Here is an 8,206-nt window from a genome sequence, read left to right on the forward strand (position 1 = left end):
CATCTAGCCTTGATTTGAGATAAAACCAAGGTTTGCGCACTGCCTTTTATCGTCTTTGGATTGATATGTATGACATATGAGGCCTTACAACATCATCATTTTTCTTGTTTATTGTTATTGAGGAATGGTTTTTCCGCGTTTTACAATGCAAAGCAGGCACAACGTTGGAAATTCGATTCATCTTTGTTTCACTTTATACCAAATTTGTAGACGAATTTATATATATTCTCTCGATAAAACTGATTGATGTTTGATATTTGTTCATGCCAGCACGATTTATGACTCATTTTTATCATGCGCACTTAGTCGGTGGGCAAACGAAATATAAACAGTAGGGGGTGGGAACTTTTGTTTATTTTTTTATTCCTATACTGAATGTTAAAAATGAAATGTGATGGTCGGATTGATGGTGAATAATATCGTCATTGATCAATTGGCATTCATCAGTGGTAAGTTAACCTAACAATGATTCCTGAAAATATGAATAACCGATTCCAATTTGCGCACAAGGGGACCCGTAAGACTTTAATTGCCAGTCTGATCAGTGTTGCCTTGGCAGAACCTGCATGGTCTGTTCCCATCGGAAATTTGGTCAGGATTGCAGAGTCTCCCCAACTTCACGGGCAGACACAGCTTGATGTTAAAACTGATAACGGTAGTTTGCTACGTATTAGTTTGTTGCGTCCCGATATGTTTCGAGTTCAGGCTGGCTTACGTGGGCAAGTGACCGATGCCACCAATCAGTTGGCACCGATTGTGGTGAAAACTGATTATCCACACGTCAACTATACGTTATTCGAGCACGGCGATTACCAATTGGTCACCACGTCAGCCGTTGCTTTACGCATTTATAAGAAACCCTTGCGCCTGGCTTTATATCGTGCGGACAATCAAACCGAGATTTGGCAAGAGCGGCAGCCTATAGAAATTACTGAGAAAGTCAGTTTTCAGACGCTTAGCAGCAGCCCTGACGAACAGTTATATGGTGGTGGTCAACAGAACGGCAGCGTCGTTTTTAAAGGGAAAAATCTCGAGGTATCTTATTCAGGCGGCTGGGAAGAGGGGGATCGCCCAAGTCCGGCCCCGTTTTACATGAGTAATAAAGGTTATGGTGTTTTAAGAAACACCTGGAGCAACGGCAGTTATGATTTCAGAGCCAGTAATTATCTGACAACCACCCATCAGGAAGCCCGTTTTGATGCGTATTATTTCGTCGGTTCGTCTATTCACGACGTTGTGGCTGGCTATACAGAACTGACGGGACGCGCTCACATCTTGCCGCGTTGGGCATATGAGTTTGGTGACGCAGATTGTTATAACGACGGCGATAATATTAAAAAGCCTGGCACAGTGCCGTCCGGTTGGACTGATGGACCAACGGGTAAGACGCCTGACGTGATTCTCTCTGTAGCAGCGAAGTACCGTGAATACGATATGCCAGGGGGCTGGATATTGCCCAATGATGGTTATGGTTGTGGCTATAGCCAATTGCCTGAAGTAGTGGCTGGACTGAAAAAATACGGCTTCAAAACGGGTTTGTGGACGGAAAGTGGCGTTGATAAAATTGCCTGGGAGGTTGGTACTGCGGGTACACGCGCCCAAAAGCTCGATGTTGCGTGGACTGGCAAGGGGTATCAGTTTTCACTTGATGCCAATATGGCAGCCGCGCAAGGTATTCTCGATCATTCAGATGCCAGACCATTCGTATGGACAGTCATGGGTTGGGCAGGAACACAACGCTATGCAGTGACCTGGACAGGCGATCAATCGGGGAGTTGGGATTATATTCGCTGGCATATTCCAACGCTGATTGGCTCCGGTTTGTCCGGGCAAGCGTACGCAACCGGGGATGTTGATGGCATTTTCGGTGGAAGTCCAGAAACCTACACGCGCGATTTGCAATGGAAAAGCTTTACGCCCGTGCTGATGGGGATGTCAGGTTGGTCCAAGGCAGAGCGTAAGCATCCATGGTGGTTCGATGAACCTTACCGTAGTATCAATCGCGATTATCTGAAATTAAAAATGCGTTTGATGCCCTACATGTACACCTATGCTTATGAGGCAGAAAAAACGGGCGCGCCATTGGTACGTGGTTTGATGTGGGATCATCCACGCGACCCGAATGTCAACAATGAACGCTATCAAAATCAGTTTTTCCTGGGTAAAGATTTCCTGATCGCGCCGGTGTTTCGTAGTCAGGCAGCTAGTCGCGGGTGGCGCAAAGATATCTATCTGCCACAGGGACAGTGGATAGACTATTGGGATGGCAGGGTGGTTGAGGTTGGCGCTGATGGCAAACGCATTGATCAGCAAGTTACCTTGGAACGATTGCCCGTGATGGTGAAAGCGGGCGCGATTTTGCCTATGTATCCGACGGCATTGTACGATGGACAAGTGCCGAAGGACGTTTTGACGCTGGATATTTATCCCTATGGCCACTCGAGTTTTACTCTCTACGAAGATGATGGGGAGAGCCGTCAATATCAAACGGGTCAATTTAGTACGCAAACCTTTACGGTGGATGTCCCCCAAAATACGGCCGGTAATATCAAGGTACAAGTCGCCCCTCTTCAAGGTCATTATGCAGGCATGTTGAACCAGCGCGCATTGCATTTACAAGTTCATACACGGGTTCAACCAGACAGTATCTCTTTGAATGGGCACAGTTTGATGGGCTTTTCTAGTCGCGCGGACTTTGAACAGGCCAAGACAGGTTGGTACTATGATGCCAACGATAAGTATGGCGTCGTGCAGATTAAAACGGCAGCAATGCCAGTCGATCAGGGGCAGATGTTTGACATCCATGTTGCCGCAGGTAAAAGTCTGGCGCAGACCGCTGATTATCCTTCTGCGCCAGATTTAGGGAATACAGTGCCGCCGGATAGCATTACTGTTTTGAATCGTCCGCCGGAAGAGCCCGGTTATCCCTTGGAAAATGCGTTTGATGGCAAACCCGATACCTGGTTCAGAACGATTCGTGATCAGGCGCAAAAAACGGGAGCACATGAGTTTTCATTGTCACTCAATGAACGTCGCATGATCAATGGTTTTGAAATAGCACCGCGTAACGATAAAAACTGGGAGTATGGACAAGCTAAAGATGTTGAAATTTATCTGGCCGACAATAATGGAGAGTGGGGAAAACCCGTGTTTTCTGGTCGTCTTCAGCATCAGCAAGAGAAGCAAAAGATCGAATTTCCTGCCAAACCTGGTCGCCTGTTCCGTTTCCGTGTTCTGAATACCTACGATCAGTCAGATGATGGTAGTGCGCAAGACCCGATGGTATTGAATGCAAATGACGAAAAAAACACCGCAAAAGCATATAATTCGCTGATCCCGCTTGCCGTGACGCCAATGACTATTTCAGAGTTTAATATTTTGGAACAGCCATTGCCAAACGCTGCTAAACAACAGGTCTTTTTGTCTGATATTGGCTTAAAACCATCGGCGGCACGGACGTTTTATATAGATAAGGTGGCAAAGCGAAGTTCTACGCCTGCGTCCAAAGCTCAGCATTTGATGCAAATGAATGGTCTGCAATTTCATAAAGGACTGGGAACCATTGGCGCGCAACAAATTGCCTATGAATTGAAAGGAAGTTGGCAAACTTTCCGTGCCGATGTCGGTATTGATGATTTGTGCCGAGACAATGGTGGCATGCAGTTTCAGGTTTGGGGTGATGACAAGTTACTATTTGATAGCGGATTCATCCAGGCACCAGCGGTAGTGAAGCCTGAATTGGACGTGCGAGGGATTCAAGTGCTCACACTTAAAACGACAGGCGTTAAAAGTAAAAGTCATGCTGGGGTTTGTGCGAATTGGGCGAATGCATCGCTCAATGGCTTCGTAGGCGATCAAGTTAAAAATAAATTTTAGGAAGTGTTATGCAATTTTTTGGCATTGGTATTCATGTTCTGATCGCACTATTTTTTGCGGTTCATGTGGTTCGATCTGGTCAAAACATCTACTGGCTCATTATTTTATTTATGTTTCCGTTATTGGGTAGTCTGGTGTATGGCTTGGCAATTTATTTACCAAGCACCCGCATACAACATGGCGCAAAAAGAGTCCTCTCAGCAGCAGGAAATATTCTGGATCCAAATCGCGAATTGCGCGAGGCGCGTGAGGCTTTTGATTACACACCTAATGCACAGAATCAGATGCGTCTCGCCGCAGCGCTATTGGCGGCTGATCAGCCGTCCGACGCGGCTAGTAACTATGAAGCTTGCTTACAAGGGCCGTTTGCCGCAGACCCGACCATTCGCCTCGGGGCCGCGCAGGCAAACTTTGCCTGTCAGCGTTATGACGCCTGTATCGCGCATCTCCAGAATTTAAGAGAGCGTGCCCCGAATAATTCGCCAGAAGTGGTGTCGGTGTTGATGGCGCGAGCGTTGGCTGGTGCTGGTCAAGTTACTGAGGCACGAGCTGAATTTGAATTCGCTCTTCAAAAATTTGGGAATTTTGATACCCGAGCTGAATTTGCTATTTGGGCGATCAGCGTCGGCGATAAAGAGACTGCCTATCGATTAAAAACAGAACTTGATCAGACCATCGCACGTTGGAACAGGCATAACCGTGATCTTAATGCTGCCATGTTGAATCGCCTTTCTAAAGCTTTTTCGTAAAGCACGGGCTGTATATGAACGACGGCTTTTTAATCATCGACCAAGGTGCAACCGCAGACGAGATTGCCGATTTTTTTTGCGCTCATGCTAATCCTGATTACATTTCTCATGCAGAGTTGCAAAATGGCCGTGCAATCGCTCCCGGGCAATGGAATCTCGATTTACGTCAAGTTATTGTGGAGCAGGTGATGACGGTCTTGGCACAGGCAGATACAGAAACGAGCAAAGATAAAATTGTCTGTGCGCATTTTGATGGTCGATTGGTTGCGGTGGCTTTTCTTAGCTTTGGTGGTTTTAGGTCTAAAAAGTTTGGTGTTCTAGACGATATTATTGTCGACCCTGTCGCACGCGGCAAACGCGTTGGAACGCAACTTTTAGAATGGATCATTCGATATATGAAAACCGAAGGGGCGACTCGTTTATATCTGGAAAGCGGTGTCGCCAATCACAAGGCCCATGATTTTTTTGAGCATCAAGGATTCGAGCAGACCTCGATCGTCATGATGCGAGACCTACTTTAGTTACTTTGGATAAGACTGCAGTTTGTTGACGACTTTTGTTTAGTCGACGATATCTGGCGCTTCCATTGGCAGCAATAAAGTAAAGCAAGCGCCTTCGCCCACTTTGCTTTTGACATTCAATTGCCCGTGCAATATGGAGGTCACAATATTGTAGCTAATACTTAAACCTAAACCGCTGCCGCCTTGACCAAATCGCGTGCTGAAAAATGGCTCAAAAATATGCCGAATATTTTTTTCGCTGATACCATTACCGTCGTCAATGAATTGCAGGCGTACTTGATCCTCATTAAACTTTTCAGCCGAGATCTTCATTTTTCCACGCAAACGTTTGTCGAAGCCATGTAGAAGCGCATTTTCTATTAAGTTGATGACTACTTGCCCCAGCGGGCCCGGGTAGCTATTCAACTCGAGATCGTCGGGTATATCGAGTTGTAAATCATGGCCTGAGTTGATCACGCGATTACGCATTGACGCCGCAATATCCTGACAGGTCGCATTGAGATTAAAGACGCGTTTATGTTCCGTATTTCGATCTACGGCCACCTGTTTGAAACTATTCAACATCGTTGCCGCACTGGTCAACCCATTGAGCATTAATTTTGAACCTTCGTTGACGTTATGCAGATAATCTAATAATTCTGTACGTTTTAGATTTTGATTTTCAATGATTTGTAATAGTGTTTTTGTTCTTTCAGAGATCGTGCTGGCGATCAACAAACTATTCCCAATCGGCGTGTTCATTTCATGGGCGACGCCAGCCACCAATGAACCGAGCGCAGCCATTTTTTCCCGATCTACTAATTGATGCCGGGCATCCATCAATTGGGTGTATGCGTATGCATTATCAAGCGCAATGGCGCTGTAAGCGGATAACGTCCGAAAAATTAATCGTTCTCTTTCCTGATAAGCTTGTCGCTTAGGGGATTGAACCGACATGACGCCAATGACACGATCACCGACGATTAAAGGCGAAAATAAAAGTGTTTCCATCGGCATGGTGCCTGGCAAGCGTGCTTTGGTGTTTATTTCGCCAAAGTGTTCAACCAGAATTTCACGTCTTTCACGTACACAACGCGAGGAGTAATAAATGGGACTATCAACTGGAAATTGATACTGATCGAGACGATCACCAGCTTCCATACCGTACGTCATGGTGAGTACCGAACTCGTAGAATCAAGCAACATAATCGATAAGTGTGTTGCATCAAGCAATGCGTGAACGTGATGCAACAGAACCTGGTAGATGTTTTCCAGTTTTAATTGAGTTGTTATTTCTTGCCCGATATTACCAAGAATAGAAAGGGTTTCGTTTGCTTGTTCGAGTATTGCAGTGCGCCTTTCCTTTTCTTCGACCATTGCTTTATGGTGCTCTTTTTCACTGATCGCTTTCTCTGTTTGTAGCCTGAGTTGTAATGCAACTGCACTGTTGGCGATGTCGATATTAAGCCTTTTTTCGCGTGAAGAAAAAGCAAGTAAAGAGTAGGAATAGGCTTGTGAATAATCTTTACGTCTGGCGTATTCAGCAGCGATCCGTGCATAAAGCTTATCGGAGATAGTATAGTCCTGAATCTGTTCTCCTATTGCTACCGCTTCCAACAAATAGTCAATACATGATTTATGTTGAGCTTCTGTACTGCGTGATATGTCCGGGTGTGAAAAAATATCTGCGAGTACCCACAAGGCGCTGATTTGATAATCCCAATAATTATTTGAGATTGCAATTTGTAATGCAGCATCGGCTGATGCTAATGCAGCATTTAAGTCATTTAAATTAAGTAGGGATTGTGCTTGTCCACGTAATGCCAGACACTGTAAATCGAGTTGTAACTGAACGATAGGATTCGTCACCATTTGATGGAAATAATCATAGGCCTGACGATAGTCAGATTGGGCTAACGCGATATCTGCTAATGTTCGCAACACAATCACATAATTTCGAGAGTTCGGTACATTGTTTAAGATTTGTAAGGATTCATTTAATAATTCTTTTGCAGAATCTAATTGGTCAATTTTCCTTAAAGCTTCTGCGGTTTGTCGCAGACTAATCGCTAATAAAAATGGCCATTCTCTTGATCTCGCCAATTGTAGTGCGCGTTGCCCCCATTTTAAAGACGCTTCCGTATCGCCTAAACATGCCATGCTATAGCAAATATTCGATGAAATAATAATCGCTCTGGCAGTTTGACCACTTTGCAGCGCCGCATCACTCGCCCGAATGTTTTGATTAGCTGCCGTCGCAAAATCACTATGGTGAAGAGCTTGCACGCCCAAAAAATCAAATACCCACGTTAACAAGCCTTGATCTTCACTTGTAGTTAAACCTTCGATATGTCGTACCCAGATTTCTTCATCGGCATGCCGCATTTTCAGAACCTTGTGACGAGCAATACAGGCGCCAGCAATTTCTGAGCGGATGAGGTCTTGCGCTAATTGTGCATGCTTCAGGCAAAAATCGAGTTGTTGTTCCTGTAACTTTATATTGCCAGTATCACTTTCGATGAGGCCTGAAAGCCAGTAGGAGTCCGCCTGACCACAGTGATCATTGATACCTGAAAAAAGTTGTAGTGCTTGATTAAGTTGAGTGCGGGCATCGTCATTTTTTGCTTTTAACCAATTACTTTCCGCCCTTATGAGTAGCATTCTGGCATGGCTCTGGGTTTTCTCATCGTGATTCAGTTCAATGAGGTTGAGCTTTTCTTCTATCGTGTTACAGAGTTGTAGTGCACGCGTCGTATCGCGCTGGCGTAGATGCCAGGCGAGTTGAATCGTCAGTGCCAGTGGTGCTCCCGCAGTGTGACTTTTAATCAATTGCTCAAGAGAAAATACAGTCTCATTATTGGCAAATAATTCCATGACAAGCATCTCCCATCACCGAGAAAACAGCCAGGTTGTTTCTCGTATTCTTATTTTTGAATTTATCGTGCTTGAAACATCGCGAGTTCAATTTTGAAGTGCAAGCGTATTTTTGAAGAATACCTGATTGGGTGTAAGGTATCCTAACCTTTTTCTTGGTCGATTATTCAGTCTATTCATGGCGTGATCAATCTCCTGTTGTGTAAT

Annotated in this window: 4 protein-coding genes and 1 pseudogene; 3 read left to right on the forward strand and 2 right to left on the reverse strand. The window is 45.1% G+C overall.

Translation table 11 applies throughout. The annotated features are described in order from the left end of the window. The first annotated feature begins 480 nt into the window (after positions 1–480). The 3 genes from ACO0K1_RS12565 to ACO0K1_RS12575 are packed head-to-tail and all read left to right on the forward strand — an operon-like array spanning position 481 to position 5,146. Positions 481–3,876, forward strand: a complete 3,396-nt coding sequence (locus tag ACO0K1_RS12565; protein ID WP_423026188.1) for a TIM-barrel domain-containing protein — start codon at positions 481–483, stop codon at positions 3,874–3,876. Positions 3,877–3,884: 8 nt separating this feature from the next. Beyond that, positions 3,885–4,625, forward strand: coding sequence for a tetratricopeptide repeat protein (locus tag ACO0K1_RS12570; RefSeq protein WP_423026190.1), 741 nt, complete (start codon positions 3,885–3,887; stop codon positions 4,623–4,625). Between the two features lie 14 nt (positions 4,626–4,639). Next, positions 4,640–5,146 carry a GNAT family N-acetyltransferase gene (locus ACO0K1_RS12575; protein WP_423026192.1) on the forward strand — a complete coding sequence of 169 codons (507 nt, stop codon included), beginning with the start codon at positions 4,640–4,642 and terminating at the stop codon, positions 5,144–5,146. A 39-nt stretch (positions 5,147–5,185) separates the two neighbouring features. Here the strand turns inward: ACO0K1_RS12575 and ACO0K1_RS12580 are convergent, their stop codons facing one another. Both ACO0K1_RS12580 and ACO0K1_RS12585 read right to left on the reverse strand, forming a co-directional pair. Beyond that, the gene (locus tag ACO0K1_RS12580; RefSeq protein WP_423026194.1) at positions 5,186–7,999 is read right to left on the reverse strand and encodes an ATP-binding protein; all 2,814 of its coding nucleotides are present in this window, start codon (positions 7,997–7,999) and stop codon (positions 5,186–5,188) included. An 87-nt stretch (positions 8,000–8,086) separates the two neighbouring features. After that, positions 8,087–8,206, reverse strand: a pseudogene (locus tag ACO0K1_RS12585) (IS30 family transposase); the annotation flags it as partial.

Source organism: Undibacterium sp. SXout20W, assembly GCF_049340285.1.
GTDB lineage: Bacteria > Pseudomonadota > Gammaproteobacteria > Burkholderiales > Burkholderiaceae_D > Undibacterium.

Coding starts and splice junctions, on each gene's coding strand:
- ACO0K1_RS12565 (WP_423026188.1), top strand. CDS start 481: ATGAATAACCGATTCCAATTTGCGCACAAGGGGACCCGTAAGACTTTA.
- ACO0K1_RS12570 (WP_423026190.1), top strand. CDS start 3,885: ATGCAATTTTTTGGCATTGGTATTCATGTTCTGATCGCACTATTTTTT.
- ACO0K1_RS12575 (WP_423026192.1), top strand. CDS start 4,640: ATGAACGACGGCTTTTTAATCATCGACCAAGGTGCAACCGCAGACGAG.
- ACO0K1_RS12580 (WP_423026194.1), bottom strand. CDS start 7,999: ATGGAATTATTTGCCAATAATGAGACTGTATTTTCTCTTGAGCAATTG.